The organism is Pseudocolwellia sp. G5-9, from assembly GCF_055808995.1.
Genome location: NZ_CM147893.1, coordinates 2657992 through 2678130, shown reverse-complemented (window position 1 = coordinate 2678130; position 20139 = coordinate 2657992). Strand labels below are relative to the sequence as shown.

Sequence of the window (20139 nt, the reverse complement as noted above, 5' to 3'; positions counted from 1 at the left end):
TCATGTTGCTATTAAATAATCGTTACAATGTGTGTAGATGGCTTGTTGCAAGCGCTTTGCTGACGTATTATCGTGTGCATGCTAATTGAAGTTACCAATAACGTAAAAATATAATGCAGTTATCCCAACGTTTTTCGCCTATCGCGGAAACACTTTTAAAGCTACCTCACGCTAAAATAGCTAAACTTATAAGTTTAGTCTTATTCATTTATATTGCCTATTTATTAGCTAAAATCACTTGGTTATTTTTGGATGACTTACCTCAAAATAATCAAAGTGTCGGTAATGGAAATGTCACTCAAAGTAAGTCCGCTACTCGAAGCATCAGCTTGTCAGGTATTCATTCTCTTAATTTATTTGGTCTTTATAATGAATCAACCACTGTTGAAGAAGCTGAAGAGGTAGAAGATGCACCTGAAACGAGTTTAAATTTAACTCTAACAGGAGTTGTTCCTAGTAGCCAAGAAGATAGATCTGCGGCAATTATTGAAAATAATGGCGCTCAAGAAATTTACGTGATTGATGAAACCATTAATGGCACGCGAGCCGTTCTAAAAGGTGTTTTTAACGACAGAGTTCATATAAGGCATTCTGGTCGATTAGAAACCTTAATGCTTGATGGTTTTGATTATAACGAATCAAAAAAACCAATAAAGGTAAGTAAAAGAAAAGAAAAAACCACTATTAGTGGTCCTTTACTGCCAAGTAATAGTCCACAACGTGTAGACCAACGTGACAACGCTGAGTTAACTAAACAGGCACAAGCACTAAGAGATGACATTAGTGAAGACCCAGGGAAAATTACCGACTATTTAAAGATTGGCCCTAAACGAGCTAATGGACAAATTGTGGGTTATCAGTTAATGCCAGGAAAAAATCCTGAGTTTTTTAAATCTTCAGGTTTAAAAAGTGGTGATGTTGCTATTCAAATGAATGGTTACGACTTAAGCCAGCCATCTGAGGCTGCTCAGGCACTAAGAGCGTTAAAACAAGAACGGGAAGTATCGCTTCTACTTGATAGAAACGGTGACATAACAGAAATTCTTTTCAGTATTGATAATAGTATTGACTAATAGTATTAATGGACGATATATAAATGACAAATGAGGTATTTTTCATGCGCAAGACTTCTACTGCGCCTTGGTATAAAAGAGTTATCACTTTATTTACTACTGCTATTTTATTCAATATTTTACTTTTTTGCTCGCAAGTGCAAGCCGCTAAGTACTCACCAAATTTTAAAAATACTGAAATAACAGAGTTTATTAATATTGTTGGTAAAAACCTCAATAAAACCATGATCGTAGATCCTAATGTTAGGGGAAAGGTTAACCTTCGCAGTTACGATTCGTTAACGGAAGAACAGTATTATCAGGTTTTCCTTAATGTTATAGAAGTTTATGGTTTTTCAGCGGTTGAAATGGAAAACAATATAATAAAGATTATTCGTAATAAAGACGCTAAAACAGCATCTATACCGGTTGTTGGTGATGAAAATCCAGGTGTTGGCGATATTATGGTTACACGGGTTGTTGAAGTAAAAAACGTAACCGTTCGTGAGTTAGTACCTTTATTACGCCAATTATCTGATCAGTCAGGTGGTGGTAACGTAGTTAACTACGATCCAGCCAATGTTATTTTATTAACCGGTACTGCTGCTACCGTTAATCGTTTAGTACAAGTTATTGAGCGTGTTGATAGAGCCGGTGATCAAGATGTACAAATTATTAAACTTCAATATGCTTCAGCAGGTGAAATGGTACGTATTATTGAAGCCATGAATAAAAACGAACAGGGTAAGCCAGGTACACCCACGTTTTTAATTCCTAAAATTGTTGCTGACGATAGAACCAATAGTGTCATTGTTAGTGGTGAGTCTCAAGCACGTAAACGTATTGCAAAACTTATATCACGCTTAGATAGCGAACTTGAATCTAATGGTAATACCCGTGTTTATTATTTGAAATATGCTAAAGCTGAAGACCTAGTTAAAGTACTTCAAGGTGTTAGTAAGTCAATAGAATCTGAAACAAAAACCACGTCTAAAACGTCTTCCCGTGGTAGTCAAAGTCGTGAAGTCAGTATTGATGCTCATGATGATACAAACACGCTTGTTATTACCGCAGAACCCGATATGCTTCGCTCGTTAGAAGCCGTTATTCGTCAACTAGATATACGCCGAGCACAAGTACATGTTGAAGCTATTATTGTTGAGGTATTTGAAGCTGACGGTATTAATTTAGGTATTCAATGGTTTTCACCTCAAGCTGGCTTTACGCAGTTTACTAATGGTCCAGCACCTTTAGGGCAAGTTGCTGCAGGTATATTGGCTGCTGAACCAACAGACGGAGAGAAAGGTTCAACTGTTACTAACAGTGATGGCACTACCACCGTTAATCCTGATCAACCTGATATTGTTGGGGATTACAGCGTTCTTGGCCAAGTCTTAGGTTCAGCCAGTGGTTTAGTTACAGGCTTTTTAAGAGGTGACATTGGAGCCGTGTTACAAGCGGTAAGCTCTGATACCAACTCAAACATATTGTCAACACCCAGTATAACCACGCTGGATAACGAAGAAGCTTACTTTTTAGTGGGACAAGAAATTCCAATTATTACTGGTTCTGCAACAGGTAGTAATAATGCTAATCCATTTCAAACGGTTGACCGTCAAGAAGTAGGTATAAAACTAAAAGTAACCCCACAAGTTAATGAAGGTAATGCAGTACAGCTTACTATAGAGCAAGAAGTATCATCAGTAAGTGGTGCAACAGGTGTCGATATTGCTATTAACAAACGTGAAATTAAAACAACCATAATGGCGGATAGTGGCAGCACTATCGTACTTGGTGGTTTGATTGATGAAGATGTGCAAGAAAGCGAACAAAAAGTACCACTGTTAGGTGATATTCCTATTATAGGAGCATTATTTAAATCAACCAGTAATACTAAGCGTAAACGTAATTTAATGGTGTTTTTAAAGGCCACCATTATTCGTGATGGCGAGTCGATGAGTAAAATTAGTAAAGATAAATATAACTATATTCGTGCTGATGAAATGCGTAAGCAAGAAGAAGGTTTAGAACTAATGGATGACTCTAAATTACCTTTACTACCTAAGTGGAATGACGAACTTGAATTACCACCTTCTTTTGATGAATACATGAATAATAAAGAAGTTGGTCCTATCGATATCATAGATACATCTAACACAAAGCAAGAACAATAGTAATGAGCGAACTTGATACACAAGCTGCGTTAATTGCAGATGAAGCTGATGTTGAGCATATTCTTGAGCAACACCAGCTTCCCTTTGGCTTTGCTAAACGACATAGCGTACTTATTTCTCAAAAAGAAAAAGGCTATGTTTTACATTGTTTAGAAAATGTCGATGCCGAAATTTTATTAGAAGTACGCCGAGTACTTAAAGCGCCTTTTAGCATTCAAGTAGAAAGCTCTAGTCAGTTTGAATTAGCGTTAACTGTCGCATACCAAAGAGATTCATCGGAAGCAAAACAGATGATGGAAGATATAGGTAACGAAGTTAACTTATATTCTCTTGCTGATGAAATGACGGAAAGTGAAGATTTACTTGAAAACGAAGATGATGCACCAATCATCAAGCTGATCAACGCTATGTTAAGTGAAGCGATCAAAGAAAGTGCGTCAGATATTCATATCGAAACGTTTGAAAATGCTTTGTTAATTCGCTTTAGAGTTGATGGCGTTTTACGCGAAGTTTTAAAACCTAATAAAAAACTCGCTTCTCTGCTAGTTTCTCGTATTAAAGTTATGGCGAAGCTTGATATCGCAGAAAAACGTATTCCGCAAGATGGCCGTATTTCATTAAGAATTGGTGGTCGTGCGGTAGATGTACGTGTATCTACTATGCCTACGGGACATGGAGAACGTGTAGTTTTACGTTTGTTAGATAAAAATGCAGCTCGCTTAAACCTAAAAGATTTAGGGATGGCAGAAGATACGCGCGAGAGCTTTTCAAAAATAATTGAAAAACCACACGGTATTATCCTAGTTACCGGCCCTACGGGTTCAGGTAAAAGTACCACGCTTTATGCTGGTTTATCACAAATTGACAGTAAAGAACGTAATATTCTAACGGTTGAAGATCCTATTGAATTTGCCATTGAAGGAATAGGGCAAACACAAGTTAATACTAAAGTAGACATGACCTTCGCCCGAGGTTTACGAGCTATTTTAAGACAAGATCCTGATGTAGTTATGGTAGGTGAAATTCGCGACTTAGAAACCGCGCAAATATCAGTACAAGCCAGTTTAACCGGTCACCTTGTTTTATCTACACTGCATACCAATACAGCCGCAGGTGCTGTTACGCGTATGGAAGATATGGGGGTTGAACCTTTCCTTTTATCTTCAAGTTTATTGGGTGTATTAGCGCAACGATTAGTGCGTACCTTATGTCCGCATTGTCGTGAAAGTCATTTACCTGACATCGAAGAACAAAAATTACTTGATCTACCTGATAACAATACTCAACCTATTTATAGAGCAAAAGGCTGTGGTGAGTGTAATTTTAAAGGCTATAAAGGCCGAACAGGTATTCACGAATTGTTATACGTAGACGATACCGTAAGAGAACTTATTCATAATGGCCAAGGAGAGCAGGCTATTGAGAAATTTATCCGTAAAAGCACTCGAAGCATAAGACGCGACGGCTTTAATAAAGTGATGTTAGGTATAACAACACTTGAAGAAGTTTTACGTGTTACCAGAGAAGGATAAGGTAAACATAGTATATGGCAGCATTTGATTATCAAGCCGTTGATAGCCGAGGTAAAACTAAAAAAGGTGTTATAGAAGGCGATACCGCAAGACACGTTAGAAGTTTATTACGTGATCAAGGTTTAATGCCCACAGAGGTTAGCCCTAGCTTACAAAGAAACAAAAAGTCGTCAAGCAAAGGTAAGTTTGGCGCTAGTAAAAAGGTCTCAGCGTCAGAACTTGCCTTAATAACGCGTCAACTTGCTACACTGGTTGAATCAGGCCTTCCGTTAGAAGAGTCTTTGATTGCCGTAGCTGAACAGTGTGACAAAAACAGCTTGAAAAGTATGATCATGGCGGTACGAACCAAGGTCACCGAAGGTTATGGTTTAGCCGAAAGTATGTCTGAATACCCTCACATATTTAATCATTTATTCCGTGCTATGGTTGCTGCAGGTGAAAAATCAGGACATTTAGACAAAGTACTTAATCGATTAGCTGATTACACCGAGCAACGTCAAAAATTACGTTCAGAAATGATCCAAGCACTGGTTTATCCCGTTATTATGACGGTAGTTGCTGTAGGTGTTGTGGCGATTTTACTGACTGCCGTAGTACCTAAAATTGTCGGGCAATTTGAACACATGGGCGCTAATTTACCAGCAACAACACAATTTTTGATTGCTAGTAGCGACTTTTTAAAATCTTATGGTTTGTTTATTGTGTTGCTAATTATGGGGCTTATTGTTGGTTTTTCACGATTAATGCAAAAACCTAAGTTTAGGTTTAATACCCATGAACGGCTTATTAAAATTCCCGGTATAGGTAAAGTTGCTAAAGGGGTAAATACTGCACGATTTGCGCGAACGTTAAGTATTTTAACCGCAAGTGCCGTACCCTTATTAGAAAGTATGACCATTTCGGGGGAAGTACTTGATAACTTATACATTAAACAAAAAGTTAAAGAAGCCGCAGACAAAGTAAGAGAAGGCACCAGTTTACGGGTTTCTTTAGAGCAAACAAAATTATTTCCGCCTATGATGCTTCATATGATCGCCAGTGGAGAAAAAAGTGGTCAGCTAGAACATATGCTAGGCAGAGCCGCAGATAACCAAGATAGAGAGTTTGAAGCCTTAATGAGTATTTCACTTAAAGCTTTCGAGCCTATATTAATGATAACAATGGCAGGTGTTGTTTTGTTCATTGTTATGGCGATATTACAACCCATATTACAGTTAAATACTTTAATAGGTAGTTGAACTAAGTAGCTCTTATTTAATCGAATTATTACAGACTTAAATCAGGAAAGATCAAATGAAAACGTTTCAAAATTCATCAAAAGTTATCACTAAAACCAAAGGCTTTACGTTATTAGAAGTTATGGTTGTTATTGTAATATTGGGCGTATTAGCCAGCATGGTTGTACCTAACTTAATTGGCAGCCAAGACCGAGCTAATATGCAAAAAGCAGTATCAGACGTTAATGCACTGGAAACGTCTTTAAGCATGTACAAATTAGATAATTACAATTTCCCAACAACAGAACAAGGCCTAGAAGCTTTAACAACTGAAACTGATATTGAGCCTTTACCGCGCCGTTTTCCAGAAGAAGGTTATATCAAACGTCTTCCAAAAGATCCGTGGGGCAACGAGTATCAATTATTAAATCCAGGTGAAAATGGTAAGTACGATATATTTTCAATGGGACCAGACGGTGAAGCCGGTACTGAAGATGATATTGGTAACTGGAACTTAGCTGATTACCAATAAACTAACCCAAGTCATTTTGCCTATGTGCCAGCATACTAAAAAATTACCGAATAAGCCTTTGTTAAAAGGCTTTACGTTAATTGAAGTTATGGTTGTTATTGTTTTAATTGGCTTAATGGCTTCTGTTGTACAATTTAGTTTTGGTGGTAATGAACCCGAAAAATTACTAGAAAAAGAAAGTCAGCGATTTAGTGCAATATTCAACATGGCTGCTGAATATTCAATGTTAAATAATGTTGAATTGGGTCTTGTTATTGATACAGAAGATAACACTTATCAATTCTTAGGCTTTGACGGTGAAAAATGGGCCCCAGCATCAGGAAATAAATTACTAGCACCTCACGCTTTACCTGAAGACATGGAATTAGTTTTGGAGTTAGATGACCTACCTTTAGATGAACCTGCTCTTATCAATGTTTTACGTGAAGAAGAAGAGAGTGATTTGTCTTTTTCAGGATCTGAACTTGAAGAAGAAAAGAAACTACTTCCGCAGGTGTATATTTTGTCAGGTGGAGACTTAACGCCTTTTACACTTCGTTTTAAATTTACAGAAACTTACGATGCTTACATAGCAACAAGCTATCTGGTTAGTGGCTTGTATAGCACACCATTAACCATTGAAGGACCAATCTTTGATGAGTAAAGAATGGAATTTTCAACAATATACAAAACTGAAAAATAAAGGATTTACTTTAATAGAAGTGATGCTTGCAATGGCTGTTTTTGCTATTGCAGGAGTTGCTTTAGTGTCAAGTACCGAAACACATTTTAGAAACTTGAGTCACTTAGAAACTAAAATGATGGCAAGTTGGGTAGCATCAAATCAGCTGGTTGAAGCAAGGTTAGACACAAGTTGGCCATTAAGAAATAACAAAAAAGGTAAAGTTGAACTTGCTGGTCGCGAATGGTTTTGGATACAAAAAGTCGCTAAAACTACCGACCAAAATATGAGTGAAGTCTCTATTGAAGTTCGACTAAACCAAGCAGATAAATTTTCACTTTCAAGCTTAACAACTTATGTCGCTAAGGAACGTAAATAGTGACTAGATATAGCAATACCAAGCAAAAAGGCTTTACCTTACTTGAAGTATTAATTGCTATCTCTATTTTCGCTATTATTAGCTTAGCCAGTTTTAGCCTGTTTGACACCGTTATTACCAGTGAAGAAAAATCTACCGTTAGATTAAATAACATGAACGACATTCAACGAGCTTTTCTTTTGATAGAACGTGATTTTTTACAAATATCAAGGCGTAGTGTACGAATGGATGGTGACGAACCATTAAAAGATTTTATTCATACCGACAGCAATGCATTTGAATCTACATCGCAAGCAATTGGTTTTGTTCGAGGTGGTTGGTCAAATCCCGGTTTACTATTACCTCGTGGTGATATGCAATCAGTGGCCTACCAAGTCAATGAAGAAACATTAGAGCGTGTTCATTTTAACTTTGTTGACGCAACCTTAGGTGAAGAACCTAAAATAAGAAAATTATTAACAGGTGTTAACGATATTAGTTTCGAGTTTTATGACGGTAAACAATGGAAAAAAACATACGAAGGCAGCGACTTACCTTTGGCAATAGCGGTAGAACTTGATACCAAAGAGTTTGGGTTAATCAAACGTAAGTTTTTAGTCGCTGGTGTTCTACAGAAAGAAAAAGTTAATTGAGAATGACATGAAAAAAATATCGTGTCATCGAGGTGTGGCGCTTATTACGGTTATGCTAGTGGTTGCTCTTGCGGCAATACTTGCTACGCAAATGACAGCCAAACTCCAACTCCAGCTTCAACGTAGCGCCAATATAGAAGCTAACCAACAAGCTTATTGGTTAGCTATGGGAGCTGAAGCTTTTGCAAAACGCGTACTTATTATGTCGTTTGATGGTGACGAAAGCGTTACTCATTTAGGGCAACTATGGGCACAAGGTGAAAATACCTACCCAGTAGAATATGGCGAAATAACGGGTGAAATTACAGATCTACAGTCTTGTTTCAATTTAAATGCGTTACGCATAACGGATAGTGTTGCAACATCGCCTTCACCAACCAATGTTAGTAGTGGTAAAAACTTGCCTGCTGAAGCACTTGAAAGGCTTATATTGGCTATTGGCATTGAAAACGTAAGTAGTTTTGAAGCTAAAGATATGGTGTCTGCCTTAACCGATTGGGTAGACGAGAATGGCATAGTTACAAATAGTGGTGGAGCTGAAGACAGCGAATACTCATCAAAAGAGTATCCTTATTTGTCTGCTAATAACTTTTTAGGTAGTTTTAACGAGCTACGTGTAGTTGAGCATTTTACCTTAGAGGCAATAGAAGAATTGAAGCCTTATGTATGTGTAATACCTAACTCTAACTTACATAAAATTAATGTGAATACGATAAACGCCGATCATTCTGAAATACTGTCAGCTTTATTTGATATATCGAGTAGCGAAGCTGAAGAAATTATTTCAGGGCGTGGTGATGAAGGGTATAAAAAAGTTGACGATGTGTTTTTATTACCGCAAATAGCTAAACATAAGTTAACCCAAGAACAAAAAGATCAGCTGGTTGTTGATAGCGAATATTTTAAACTGAAAACTAAAACAACCTTTAACGATAGTTATTTCTTTTTAAACAGTATTATGAAAGTTGAAAAAAATAATCAAATTAATATTATTAGCCGCACCATAGGACGTGACTAATGTCAGAAACTCTATTTATTCGACTGGGTAGCCAAGAGCATGATCCCATTCAATGGTTGATATGGTCGGATCAACAACACGAAGTTATTGCCAGTGGTGATTTACATCATGCTAGCGACTTAACACATTTAACGGAAAAAGCAGAACAACGTAAAGTTGTTGGTTTTGTGCCTGCCAGTGCTATTGCTCTAAAACGTTTAAAAGTACCGGCTAAATCGACACGAGCAATGCAAGCAGCTGCTCCTTATATGCTTGAAGATGATCTTGCGCAAGATGTAGAGTCGCTGTTTTTTGCTTATGGCAACGTCAGCAAAGATAAAGACGATAATAATTGTTTTACGGCTGCAGTTGATCGTGAACAGCTTATACGTTGGAAAACATGGTTAAGCCAAGCCGACATCAAATGTAAAACCTTAATTCCTGACGTACTCGCTATGCCATTTACTGAGGGTCAATGGAGTGCAATCACGTTAAACAACCAAATCCTTCTTAGACAAGGGATATGGCAAGGTTTAGTGGTTGAAGCTAACGTCTGGGCGCTCATAAGTCAGCAATGGGTTAATACCAAAACAAAAGAGTTAGATGCAAGCGAATTAGAGCAAGTTGATGATGAGAACGAAGATCCAATAAACATATCTATTAACGCTTATGCTACTTTACCTGAAACGTTAAATATTGACGTTAACGCCATGCCTGAAGAGCTTCCGTTAGCTTTACTTGCTCAGCATGTTGATACTAAATTAGTTAATTTGCTACAAGGCGAATTTCAAGTTAAAGAAAAGCGTTCAGCTAACTACAGTACTTGGTTATGGGTAGCAGGAATTGCAGCTATCGCTTTAGTAACCAATGTTGCTTTAAAAGGTGCTGAGTTAATTAAATTAAATAATCAAACGGCAGCGATAGAAAAAGAAATTATACAGGTATATAAAGACGCTTTTCCTTTAACAAAAAAAGTGCGTATCTCAACCATTAAATCCCAGCTTAATCGTAAATTATCTGAAGTAGGTGGAACAGCATCATCTCAAGGTGATTTTTTAGTTATGCTTAATAAAGTAGAGCCTGCATTTAGCGAAGTTACTGTATTAAAACCAGAGTCAATGAAGTTTGACGCGAAAAGAAATGAATTAAGAGTTCAAGCGGTATCGACTAATTATCAGTCATTTGAAAAGTTTAAACTTGCTTTAGAAAAACAAGACTTGAGTGTATCTCAAGGTGCGCAGAATAACTTAGATGATCAAGTTTCTGGTTCATTTACTATTTCTGCTAAAGGGAGTCGATAATGAAAGAACGTTGGTTACAACTGAATATTCGCGAGCAAAGATTAGTTATTGCTATGGCGAGCGTTGTATTATTTTTTATTTTATATAGCGCTATTTGGGCCCCTTTAAATAAAAATATTGATTTAGCGACTAAGAAAGTAGAGCGTCAACAAAAACTATTAACCTTAGTGCACGAAGGCACAGCTAAATACAAAAGTGCAGTAGGTGCAGGAAAGTCGCACAATCGTAATGCAAGTTTATCAAGTATTGTTAATAAAACAGCAGGGCGCAGCCAAATTACGATAGCTCGTATGCAGCCACAAGGTGACGATTTACAAGTATGGATTGATGAAGTTCCCTTTAACAACTTACTTACATGGTTAGAAAAACTATCAGATAAAGAAGGTGTAACAGTAAAATCTATAGATATTACTCACGCACAAAAAGCAGGCGTTGTTAAAGTAAGACGATTGCAATTAGGAAGAAGTTAATGAAAAAATGGTTTATAGGTACGGCAGTTTTTATTTTAGTTTACCTATTTTTTATGGTGTCGCAAACGCCGGCTCAGTGGGTTGTTAATCAAATATCATTGCCTAAAAACATTGCCTTGCAAGGTGTTAAAGGCTCTATTTGGCAAGGAAGTATCAAACGTATTATTGTAGACGGTTATAGTATTAATGACGTAAATATTGAAGTTAGCTTGCTTTCACTCTTAATGTTTAACCCAAGTGTTGATGCAACTTTTGGTGGAGCTTTAGTTAACGGGCCTGAAGGTAAAGTAAGCTTAAGTCATTTATTTGGTGATATTGAAGTAAGTAATGGACATGCTTTAGTTGCAGCGAATGACATTGCTCAACAATTAACATTACCTATTCCATTAACCGCACAAAAATTTATTGATGTAAATATTGAAACCTTTGTAATGGGTAAACCACTTTGTCAGCAATTAAATGGTACCGTTACGTGGGATACAGCAAGTATAAAAGCATTAGATGAAAAAATTAATTTTGGTACGTTAAGCGGTAAACTTGAATGTGAAAAGGGGATCGCTAAATTCACCATTGATCCTAAAAATAATTTAGGCTTAACTTTTAGCGCTTATATTCATTCGCCTGAACGTATTTCGGGGAGTGGTTATTTAGAGCCGGGTAGTAAGTTTCCTACTGTATTAAATGAAGCTTTACCTTTCCTTGGTTCACCTGATAATAGAGGTAGGTATAAGCTTAACTTTTAGTTATTAGGTTTATTCAAAAATGGATGTGCTTTTATATCATGTAAAAGTACATCATAGTTTGTGATAGCAGGAAACTCAGTGATCACTTTTTCAGGTTGTTTACTATCAGGATTGGCAATCGCCAATAGATGTTGAATACCATATTGTTGGGCCGATTTTAATATAGGTAAACTATCGTCAACAAATAAAGTGTTACTTAATTCAAAGCCTTCTTTAGCTTGTAACCTTTGCCATAATAATTGCGACTCTTTTGTTACACCAAACTCATGAGTTGAATATAAGGTATTAAAGTACTTATCTAATTGAGTGCGTTCTATTTTAAGCGCTAAGCTATCTGGATGAGCATTTGTTACAAGTACAACGTTTCTGCCGGTTTCTTTTAAAGCAACTAAAAAGTGATGAGCATCCTCGCGTAATTTTATAAGGTGTTGAACCTCTTTTTTTAAGTCAGTAATAGATAATTGTGTTTGTTCAGCCCAGTAGTCTAAACAATACCAATCTATTGTTCCTTCAACTTTTTTATAATGGCAGGTTAATTTATGCTTAGCTTCGTCTATACTTATTTGAGCCGATTCGCTATATCGAAGCGGTAAATGATGAAGCCAAAAATGATTGTCAAAATGAAGATCGAGTATGGTGCCATCCATATCCAGTAAAACAGTTGAAATATTTGACCAATCAAGCATAGATTTTTTCCTAATAACCCGTTTATTATAGGATTATATATAAAGTTATCATGCTATTCTAAATGAATTAGCGCTATCGAGTAAGGTACTTATTACAATGGGAAAAAAGCTCCCCACTATTGATGACCGAAAATTGGTCGCAAAAAGTCGATTATTCTCAATTGAACAGCTAGAACTTACCTTTAGTAATGGTGTCAAAAGACAGTACGAGCGCATGCAAGGTGCTGGCAGAGGGGCTGTTATGATAGTCGCTATGCAAGATGAAGATACCGTATTGTTGGTACGTGAGTATTGTGCAGGTACACATACTTATGAGCTTGGTTTTCCTAAAGGGTTGATTGACCCAGGAGAAAGCCCTGAAGTAGCTGCAAACCGAGAGCTAAAAGAAGAAATAGGTTTTGGCAGTGAAGATCTTACCGAAATTAAAAAAGTTGCAATGGCACCCGGTTTTTTTGCAGCAAGTATGAACATTTTTATCGCAACTCACCTTTATGAAGAACGTTTAGAAGGTGATGAACCAGAAGAACTAGACGTAGTACCTTGGAAACTCAGTGAATATAAGTCGTTACTTGCTCAACCCGATTTTAACGAGGCACGAAGCATCGCAGCACTTATGTTAGTAAAAGATTATTTAAGTGGATCCCATGAATAACGAAGAACTTCTTTCTATCGCAATAGAAAGCGCGAAAAAAGCAGGTGTAGAAGTAACTAAACATTACCAAAACGGAGATTACACCTCTGAAATTAAGGAAGATAATAGCCCCGTAACTAGCGCTGATATAGCCGCTAACGATGTGTTAATGGCTGAGTTGCAAAAACGTACCCCTAATATTCCTATTATTTCTGAAGAAATAGGTGCGTTAACACTTGAGCAGCGTAGTCAGTGGAAACAATATTGGTTGTTAGATCCTATTGATGGCACTGGCGAATTTATTTTAGCCAGTGGCGATTTTGCGGTAAATGTGGCTTTAGTTGAAAATGGTTGGCCAAGTATTGGTGTTATACATGCGCCCGATCATAATATGACCTACTACGCACAAAGTGGTGTAGGTGCGTTTAAAGAAACATCGGAAGGTACCACTAAAATTCAGGTGGCTGAATACGACGATAACCGTCCGATAAAGGTTGCGGTTAGCCGAAGACAAAAGTTAAATTTAATGGGGCAATACCTTAATAATGAATTTGACTATGAGTATGTGCCATTAGGAAGTTGTTCGTTAAAAAATGCATTAATAGCAGAAGGTTTAGCCGATTGTTATTTACGCATTGGACCAACTGGTGAATGGGATACGGGGGCAAGCCATTGCATTTTAGAGCAAGCGGGTGGCTCAATTATCGACAGTGAATTTATTCCATTAAGTTATAACAAAAGAGACAGTCTACTTAATCCTGACTTTATGTCATTAGGCTCTGCTGATATTCCTTGGGATAAAATAGTAAAACCTCATTCGGCTCGTCGCGATTAATTACTATCCCCCTAATAATGAAGAAGAGCTACTCTAACTCTTCTTTTTCTTCTTCAAATTGATCTGCAGGTATTATATTCACTGTTTCATGAAGCTCTGAATACACCAAAACTGCAGTGCCTAATGTTAACTGTTTACGTACTTGTTCTACTTTTTCTTCAATAGAAACATCTTCAGCGCCGTACTCTGTACCTTCTCGTAAAACAAATTCTTTAATAATGCTAAATAATGTTTCTGAATTTAAGTCTTTAAAGGGAATAATCATAAATAGTCCTGTAAAAATTTGGGAACTCTAGTCTCTAACCAATATATAGGTTTAAAGCCTTTGTGAGCTGTGTTACTTGAAAGAAAACCAACATGTCCGCCATGAGTTGAAACTTCGAATGTTATGTTTTCTGGCAAAGAGTCTATATGGGTAATATGTTCATGAGATAAAAAAGGATCGTCTTCTGCGTGAATAATTAAACAAGGTTGAGTTATCGCACTGAGTACGTTAATGCCGCTCGACTCATTGTAGTAATGTTCTGCGCTGGTAAAGCCATTTAATGGGGCTGTTACGCTATTATCAAAGTCACGCATTGTTTTTAGTTGTTTTAGCGCGTTTAACGAAATATGTTTAATGAGACCTAGTTTAATTTTTTCTTCGGTGCTGTGTTTTAACATATCAATCAAATACTTTTGATATATTTTAGAAGAGCCTTTATTGATTTTTGCGCTGCAACTCGCTAAATGTAATGGTGCACAAATAACGGTAGCGCAAACATAAGGAGAGTTTTCAGCTTCAGCTAAATATTTAGTTAATACATTACCTCCTAATGAATAACCAACAATAGCTAATTTACATTGTTGATAACGTGTTCTTAGTTGTTCAGAAAAATAATGAATATCGCAGGTATAACCCGAGTGATACGAATGTGCTAATCGGTTAGGTTTGCTACCACAACCCCGAAAATGAATTAACACCGCAATCCAGCCTTGTTGTTTAATTGCCTTAAACATACTTTTTATATAATGACTGTGCTGCGAGCCCTGCAAGCCATGTAATAAAACAATAATAGGCTTAGTGTTATTGGCCTGTGGTATTTCTGTCCATGCTAAATCAACGAAGTCGCCATCAGGTAACTCAAGTACTTCATTAACCGTTGAGGTCATCTCTTTACGATTAAGATATTTAGCCAGCATCGTTTGTACATGAGGGTTTGATAACCATTTAGCAGGTTTGAAGTTACTCGATTGAAACATGAAATAGCACGGGTTGAACAAAGTTACGTTATTGTAATGAAAAACAGCAGCGAAAACTGTATTTAACCTAAACTTGGTTTAAGAGACTCTTAATGTATTGAAATACAAGAAAAAATAGTTTTATTGAGCCTCTAGCTTGCTAGTTTTTCTTAATTTAAGGCAAATTTCGCGTCAATAGTAGTCTATTGCAAGTAAATTTAACGCAGAAGTTAGGAAAAATAGCTGCTAGAGAAGTATTTATTAAACCGAGTTTAGGTTATTTAGTTTTTATGATATGTAAGAGGGAATGAATTTACGCAATAGATTTGAGGTCATTTAAACTAAGGAGAGAAGTTAAGCTCTCCTCAATTGATTCGTGTAGTTTGCTTGTTGATTAATAGAGTTAGTGTAAATTCATCCATTATCATGAATTTTTTTCATGAAATAGAAAACATAAAATCCACAAATACCGAATAAAATCAGTAGGCCAACAAGTGAATATACGGCAACAGGGTCACTCAATAATAGGCTGAAAACGTTCATAAGAACCTCTCGTTAGTTAAAAGCTTAAACACATTTTAACTAACGCAACTGGTTTATATGATGATGTAGATCAAGAGTCTTTTAATTATACTCGTAACCAATCAATATGCGTATGAATGGTTACGGGTAATAAAACGAATCTTTAATAAGCTTTTTGATTGGCTATTTTAGCTTTTATTTCTTCACGTCTCACAATTTGTGCACGTATAGTTTCGGCTTCTTCTCTTATTTCTTTAATTGCGTCTGAACCTAAATTACGTTCATCCATTTCTAAGCTTTTTTTCGCTAAAGCATAACCATTTCGATAAGCGATAATATTCCAAAGATATGATTTTTCGTTACTTTTAGGTACGCCTTTACCTTCAAAGTACATTAATGCTAAGTTAAATTGTGCTAAAGCATAGTTCTGGTCTGCGGCTTTTTCATACCAACGAGAAGCTTTTAAGTAATCGCGGCTTACACCTTCGCCGTTGTAATACATAACGCCTAAATTAAACTGAGCTCTTGCTAGATCTTTATTCGCGGCTTTTTCAGTTAACGTAAATGCGGTTTTTAAATCTTTAGTTACACCTTCACCTGCTGAATACATAAGAGCAAGGCTAAATAGCGCATCAGGGTAGTTTTGTGAAGCCGCTAACGAAAATAATTCAAATGCTTTGGTTGCGTTTTTTTGAACGCCGTAACCGTTTTGGTAAATTAATGCCATTTGATACTGTGCAGGCGAGTAACCTTCTTTTACAAGAGGTTCAAATTCTTTTATTGCCGCTTTAAATTCTCCGCGGTTTAATTGAAAAATACCTAATTCTAAATCGCCATCATAACTAAAAGCTGAAAAACTGGTGGCTAAACTGAAAAAGATACATAGTAGTGAGCGCGTTTTCATTATTTACTCCTTATTTATGTGCATATACTTATAAAGTTTATATACAATAAATAGTTAAATGAACCATTATGGTTAATGTATTATTGATTTTACGTATTAATTACAGTGTAGCAACAATATTGACATTAATCTTGTGACATTTTTTAAGTCATCTATTCCGGTATATCTGACATAACTGCTTCAATTTGTTCTTCTAAGTCAAGCCATTGCATTTCGTTTTCTTCAATTTCAGATTTTAAATGGGCTTGTTTTTTAATGAGTTCATTTAAACGTGCTTTATGTTCAGCTTGGTAAATATCAGGGTCGGCTAATATGGCTTCAACCTCGTCTAATTCAGCTTGAAACTGTGTAACCTTTTTTTCAAATTTATCGGCTTGTTTTTTTAGTGGTGCTGCTTTTTTTCTTAGTTCAGCTTGTTCTCTGCGCTGTTGTTTTTTATCAACGCTTGAATCGTTATCACTGTTACTTGTGTTTGTTTTAGCATTTTTAAGGGTGAGCTTTTTTTCGTCGTTTAGCCATTGTTGGTAATCATCAATATCGCCGTCAAAATCTTGCACAGCATTATTGGCAACGATATAAAATTCGTCAACACACGACTCAAGCAAATACCTGTCATGGGCAATTAATATAATAGCGCCATCAAAGTCTTGCAGTGCAAGCACTAAGGCTTGACGCATTTCTAAATCTAAATGGTTGGTGGGTTCATCAAGTAATAGTAATTGTGGCTTTTCTAATACGATAAGCGCTAACACTAAGCGTGCTTTTTCACCGCCTGACATAGTACCAACAGAATCCAAAGCTTGATCGCCACTAAAACCAAAACGTCCTAAAAACGAGCGAGCTTCTAATAATGTTTTTTCAGGTTTAGCACGTAATATGTGATCGATAGCCGAGCTAGCCATATGTAATTGTTCAAGCTGATGCTGCGAAAAATAACCGACTTTAAGTTCTTGTGCGCAGTAACGTTCGCCTTGCATTAGCGCAAGTTCGCCTGCTAAAGATTTGATTAACGTTGACTTACCTGCACCGTTTCGCCCTAATAATCCTATACGGCTACCTGGTACTAAGGTCATATTTACTGAGCTTAAAATAATGGTTTCTTGATTATAACCACAGTCACTATCTGTTAATGAAAGTAACGGGTAAGGCAAGCTATCAGGCTTTTCGAAGCTAAACGTAAATTGGCTGTCTACATGTGCTGGCGCTAAATCAGGTAATTTTTGTAATCGTTTTAAGCGACTTTGTGCTTGTTTGGCTTTACTGGCTTTTGCTCTAAAGCGATCTACAAACGAGGTAAGGTGAGCCACTTCTTTTTGTTGCTTTTGGTATTGAGCATCTTGCTGGGCTAAATGCTCGGCACGTTGTCTTTCAAAAGCGGTGTAGTTACCAGCGTATAGTTTAGCTTGTTTGTGTTCTATATGAAGTATTTGGCCAATAACATCATCAAGAAAATCACGATCATGAGAAATAAGTACTAAGGTGCCAGTAAAACGTTTTAGCCAACGCTGTAACCAAATGACTGCGTCTAAATCTAAATGGTTAGTGGGTTCATCAAGTAATAACAGATCCGCTCGGCTGATCAAGGCTTGCGCTAAGTTTAAACGCATTCGCCAACCACCTGAAAAGGCTTTTACTGGGTTTGCCAGTTGTGGCTGTAAAAAACCTAAACCGTGTAATAACTCCCCAGCTCTTGCGGGTAAGCTGTAACCGTTAATGGTATCTATTTGGTTAATAATGGTAGCTTCAAGTGCACCGTTATCGTCTGCTCGTGCTTGTTCTAATTTTGCTTCAAGCTGACGAAATTCTTTATCGCCATCCATTACGTAATCAAGGGCAGACTGTTCTAAAGCAGGCGTGTCTTGTTTTACGGTAGCTATGCTCCAACTACTTGGCATAGACAAATCACCAGTATCCGGTTGAAGATCGCCAAGCAATGCTGCAAATAAAGAAGACTTACCACATCCATTCGCACCAACTAATCCTACTTTATGATTAGGATGAATAGTAAAGCTAGACCCTGCAATGAGGTTTTTTGTACCTCGGTCTAAGCCCAAATCGTTGGCAGTAATCAATGTATTATTCCTTCTTTAAAGTTAAGATGGGTATTGTCGCTTTTCCTATAGGTGTTATTCAAGGTAAAATACGTGTCTTGAATAAACTTAATTTAATAAAAGAGTTTCTATTTTGAAAAAACGTTTTATTGCGGGTGCAATTTGTCCAAAGTGTAAAGCTATGGACACCTTGTCTTTAACGAAAGAACAAGGTGTTGAAAAAGTAACGTGTGTTACTTGTGGCGAAACCATGACACAACCAGAAGAGCAAGTTGCCAAAGAAGTTAGACCTTATGAACAGGTTATAGGTGTGTTCAAGCAAGATTAAGCTCTACTAATAATGAGGTGGCGGTGGCTCAATGTCTTGTTCGCCAGATTGTTGAGGAGCAGAAGAATCTTTAATACGAGCAGCAATTAAGGTTAATTGGTGCTGTAATTCAGCTATTTGTGATTGATGAACGGTTATCTCGTCATTGAGTTGTTCAATTACGTCGTCTTGAAAAGCGTTACGTGATTCTAATGCTTCAATACGTTGTTCTAAATTTGTTTCAGGCATAATTATTTTATTTGCCATAATTCGGCATATCCAGAAGAGCTTTCAGTAATAATGTGGCTATTATCCCGAAAAGCGACGCTGTAAACAACTGCGCCGGCAGGTCTAATGTCATCTCTTGGTGTTACATGCCAACTTTCTTTACGTTTACCGGTTTTTATATCCCATAAACTGACTTTACGCGAAGGTGCTCCGGTGAGTAATTGAGTGCCATCGTCAGAAAACTGAATGGAGCTAAATACTTCTTGTCTATTGGTATATTGTAATTGACTGATGAGCTTCCCTGTTTTTAAATCCCAAATATTAGCGTCTTTTTTACTGTCTGCAGTAAAGGCATATCTACCTTTAGGATCTAAAGCCACTTTGGTGACTCTACTTGGGTGATTAAAACGATAAATAACTTGGCCTGACAAAGTGTCCCATACATAAGCAACAAAATCGTTCGCGCCCGAAAGTGCTATTCTGCCATTGGGTAGCATATCAACAGAGTTTACTTTTTCTGTATGGCCTAAAAATTCTAATCGTCTACCTGAATCAATCGTTACATGTAAAACTGTACCGTTAGTTTTTCCTACAAGTACGTGTTCACCGTTATTTGATAGGGCGATATCTCTTATGGTGGAGTCTCGTACTTGCCAATAACCTTCAGACTGACCATTAGTTATATTCCATAAAGCAAAGTTTTTGCTACTTGCTGTTAATACATAGCGATTGTCGTTTGCAATATCGATAGCCAGTACTAAATTGTCGGCACTGTCTTGTTGCTGAGACCAGTTAAACTTTAATGCGTTTTTTTCTAAGTCCCATAAACTAATACCATGATGAATAGAAGATACCGCGCTATATTGACCATTATTTGAAATATTTGCCGCATAAGCACCTTCAACTGAATGTTGCCAACGTTCAATAGGTGTACTTGAATTTGGTTGGCAGGCACTCAATATCATTATCAATATCGTCGATAGATACCATCTGTTACATTTATACAAAATATTAATACTTTTCACTGTCGGTATTTATGGTTAGTATAAGCCGCAATGATTAAC

At 36.9% G+C, this 20139-nt stretch carries 23 protein-coding genes; 15 read left to right on the top strand and 8 right to left on the bottom strand.

Features of this window, described 5'->3' with window-relative positions; translation table 11 throughout:
• Window positions 1-113 precede the first annotated feature (113 nt).
• The 12 genes from gspC to AC0L5Q_RS11425 are packed head-to-tail and all read left to right on the top strand — an operon-like array spanning window position 114 to window position 11690.
• Window positions 114-1073: a type II secretion system protein GspC gene (gene gspC, locus AC0L5Q_RS11480; protein ID WP_473608148.1), complete on the top strand. Its 960-nt coding sequence runs from the start codon at window positions 114-116 to the stop codon at window positions 1071-1073.
• A gap of 44 nt (window positions 1074-1117) precedes the next feature.
• The gene (gene gspD / locus AC0L5Q_RS11475; RefSeq protein ID WP_473608144.1) at window positions 1118-3226 is read left to right on the top strand and encodes a type II secretion system secretin GspD; all 2109 of its coding nucleotides are present in this window, start codon (window positions 1118-1120) and stop codon (window positions 3224-3226) included.
• 2 nt (window positions 3227-3228) lie between these two features.
• Entirely contained in the window at window positions 3229-4758 is a 1530-nt protein-coding gene (gene gspE, locus AC0L5Q_RS11470) for a type II secretion system ATPase GspE (protein ID WP_473608141.1), read from the top strand.
• 14 nt (window positions 4759-4772) lie between these two features.
• Complete coding sequence (gspF, locus tag AC0L5Q_RS11465) at window positions 4773-5996, top strand: type II secretion system inner membrane protein GspF (RefSeq protein ID WP_473608139.1); 1224 nt, start codon at window positions 4773-4775, stop codon at window positions 5994-5996.
• 55 nt (window positions 5997-6051) lie between these two features.
• Complete coding sequence (gspG, locus tag AC0L5Q_RS11460) at window positions 6052-6507, top strand: type II secretion system major pseudopilin GspG (protein WP_473608135.1); 456 nt, start codon at window positions 6052-6054, stop codon at window positions 6505-6507.
• A 22-nt stretch (window positions 6508-6529) separates the two neighbouring features.
• Entirely contained in the window at window positions 6530-7150 is a 621-nt protein-coding gene (gspH, locus tag AC0L5Q_RS11455; protein ID WP_473608131.1) for a type II secretion system minor pseudopilin GspH, read from the top strand.
• Complete coding sequence (gspI, locus tag AC0L5Q_RS11450) at window positions 7143-7547, top strand: type II secretion system minor pseudopilin GspI (protein WP_473608127.1); 405 nt, start codon at window positions 7143-7145, stop codon at window positions 7545-7547. Before gspH ends, gspI begins: the two co-directional genes overlap by 8 nt.
• On the top strand, window positions 7547-8179 hold the full coding sequence (gspJ, locus tag AC0L5Q_RS11445) for a type II secretion system minor pseudopilin GspJ (RefSeq protein WP_473608123.1): 633 nt from the start codon (window positions 7547-7549) through the stop codon (window positions 8177-8179). The genes gspI and gspJ overlap by 1 nt, the downstream gene beginning before the upstream one ends.
• 7 nt (window positions 8180-8186) lie before the next feature.
• On the top strand, window positions 8187-9197 hold the full coding sequence (gene gspK / locus AC0L5Q_RS11440) for a type II secretion system minor pseudopilin GspK (protein ID WP_473608119.1): 1011 nt from the start codon (window positions 8187-8189) through the stop codon (window positions 9195-9197).
• Entirely contained in the window at window positions 9197-10477 is a 1281-nt protein-coding gene (gene gspL / locus AC0L5Q_RS11435) for a type II secretion system protein GspL (protein WP_473608116.1), read from the top strand. The genes gspK and gspL overlap by 1 nt, the downstream gene beginning before the upstream one ends.
• Window positions 10477-10947, top strand: a complete 471-nt coding sequence (gspM, locus tag AC0L5Q_RS11430) for a type II secretion system protein GspM (RefSeq protein WP_473608112.1) — start codon at window positions 10477-10479, stop codon at window positions 10945-10947. The genes gspL and gspM overlap by 1 nt, the downstream gene beginning before the upstream one ends.
• Entirely contained in the window at window positions 10947-11690 is a 744-nt protein-coding gene (locus AC0L5Q_RS11425) for a type II secretion system protein N (RefSeq protein WP_473608109.1), read from the top strand. Before gspM ends, AC0L5Q_RS11425 begins: the two co-directional genes overlap by 1 nt.
• On the opposite strand, the gene yrfG is transcribed toward AC0L5Q_RS11425, so the two are convergent.
• Window positions 11687-12376 carry a GMP/IMP nucleotidase gene (yrfG, locus tag AC0L5Q_RS11420; RefSeq protein ID WP_473608105.1) on the bottom strand — a complete coding sequence of 230 codons (690 nt, stop codon included), beginning with the start codon at window positions 12374-12376 and terminating at the stop codon, window positions 11687-11689. The genes AC0L5Q_RS11425 and yrfG overlap by 4 nt on opposite strands.
• 97 nt (window positions 12377-12473) lie before the next feature.
• Between yrfG and nudE the strand changes: the two genes are divergently transcribed.
• Together nudE and cysQ are read left to right on the top strand one after the other, a co-directional pair.
• The gene (gene nudE / locus AC0L5Q_RS11415; protein ID WP_473608100.1) at window positions 12474-13028 is read left to right on the top strand and encodes an ADP compounds hydrolase NudE; all 555 of its coding nucleotides are present in this window, start codon (window positions 12474-12476) and stop codon (window positions 13026-13028) included.
• Window positions 13021-13842 (top strand): 3'(2'),5'-bisphosphate nucleotidase CysQ, encoded by an 822-nt coding sequence (cysQ, locus tag AC0L5Q_RS11410; RefSeq protein ID WP_473608096.1) that lies wholly within the window; start codon window positions 13021-13023, stop codon window positions 13840-13842. Before nudE ends, cysQ begins: the two co-directional genes overlap by 8 nt.
• A 28-nt stretch (window positions 13843-13870) precedes the next feature.
• On the opposite strand, the gene AC0L5Q_RS11405 is transcribed toward cysQ, so the two are convergent.
• The 5 genes from AC0L5Q_RS11405 to AC0L5Q_RS11385 form a co-directional block, all read right to left on the bottom strand.
• A complete protein-coding gene (locus AC0L5Q_RS11405; RefSeq protein WP_473608092.1) occupies window positions 13871-14107 on the bottom strand; it encodes a YheU family protein in 237 nt (78 codons plus the stop codon).
• On the bottom strand, window positions 14104-15084 hold the full coding sequence (locus AC0L5Q_RS11400) for a hydrolase (protein ID WP_473608088.1): 981 nt from the start codon (window positions 15082-15084) through the stop codon (window positions 14104-14106). Before AC0L5Q_RS11400 ends, AC0L5Q_RS11405 begins: the two co-directional genes overlap by 4 nt.
• 393 nt (window positions 15085-15477) lie before the next feature.
• Window positions 15478-15606, bottom strand: coding sequence for a DUF3149 domain-containing protein (locus tag AC0L5Q_RS11395; protein ID WP_076417271.1), 129 nt, complete (start codon window positions 15604-15606; stop codon window positions 15478-15480).
• A gap of 142 nt (window positions 15607-15748) precedes the next feature.
• Window positions 15749-16489: a tetratricopeptide repeat protein gene (locus AC0L5Q_RS11390; protein ID WP_473608081.1), complete on the bottom strand. Its 741-nt coding sequence runs from the start codon at window positions 16487-16489 to the stop codon at window positions 15749-15751.
• 152 nt (window positions 16490-16641) lie between these two features.
• On the bottom strand, window positions 16642-18561 hold the full coding sequence (locus tag AC0L5Q_RS11385) for an ATP-binding cassette domain-containing protein (RefSeq protein ID WP_473608077.1): 1920 nt from the start codon (window positions 18559-18561) through the stop codon (window positions 16642-16644).
• A 112-nt stretch (window positions 18562-18673) separates the two neighbouring features.
• Between AC0L5Q_RS11385 and AC0L5Q_RS11380 the strand changes: the two genes are divergently transcribed.
• Window positions 18674-18868, top strand: a complete 195-nt coding sequence (locus tag AC0L5Q_RS11380) for a YheV family putative zinc ribbon protein (RefSeq protein ID WP_281253028.1) — start codon at window positions 18674-18676, stop codon at window positions 18866-18868.
• 6 nt (window positions 18869-18874) lie between these two features.
• Here AC0L5Q_RS11380 and AC0L5Q_RS11375 read toward each other — a convergent pair whose 3' ends face one another.
• The gene (locus AC0L5Q_RS11375) at window positions 18875-19114 is read right to left on the bottom strand and encodes a SlyX family protein (RefSeq protein WP_473608071.1); all 240 of its coding nucleotides are present in this window, start codon (window positions 19112-19114) and stop codon (window positions 18875-18877) included.
• Entirely contained in the window at window positions 19099-20040 is a 942-nt protein-coding gene (locus tag AC0L5Q_RS11370; protein WP_473608067.1) for a WD40 repeat domain-containing protein, read from the bottom strand. Before AC0L5Q_RS11370 ends, AC0L5Q_RS11375 begins: the two co-directional genes overlap by 16 nt.
• Window positions 20041-20139: the final 99 nt, after the last annotated feature.